The sequence below is a fragment of the Photobacterium sp. R1 genome (assembly GCF_054600795.1).
Genome location: NZ_BAAHZP010000098.1, coordinates 1 through 447 on the forward strand (window position 1 = coordinate 1; position 447 = coordinate 447).

1 protein-coding gene is annotated in these 447 nt (G+C 49.4%); it reads left to right on the forward strand.

What is annotated here, in order from left to right:
* The coding region (locus ACYP03_RS24140) for an SDR family NAD(P)-dependent oxidoreductase (RefSeq protein ID WP_459782384.1) at positions 1-396 on the forward strand (396 nt) is incomplete at its 5' end.
* Between the last annotated feature and the right edge of the window lie 51 nt (positions 397-447).

Sequence of the window (447 nt, forward strand, 5' to 3'; positions counted from 1 at the left end):
CTGACCCAGACCTCAGTTGAAGAATTCTGCCAGCTGATGACAGAAGGCACATCGGCGTTTCTTTCCTTTGGTAAACAAACCGCAAACTACATGCGCGAACATCATCAGTCTGGTGTGATCATCAATTTAGCCGCTTGCAGGCCGGATAATCCCATACCTTTGAGCAGCAGCTCCAAAGCTATGCTGGCGGGCTTTACTCAAAGTTGGTCCAAAGAGCTGGCGCAGTACAAAATTCGTGTTGGTGGTGTTTTCCCGCTGATCTTTGATGAGCGGCAAGATCTGCCTCCCAGCACACTACTCAGCCTGCCCATGCAGTATGAAATTGCCCGTAGTGCTGAGTACATAGTCTCGAACGACTATTTCAATGGCAGAATGATTGAAGCAGAAGTGGTTTGAAGCCGTCACTTCAGCGAATACCGCCCTTGTCCACGCAATCACTAACGCCAT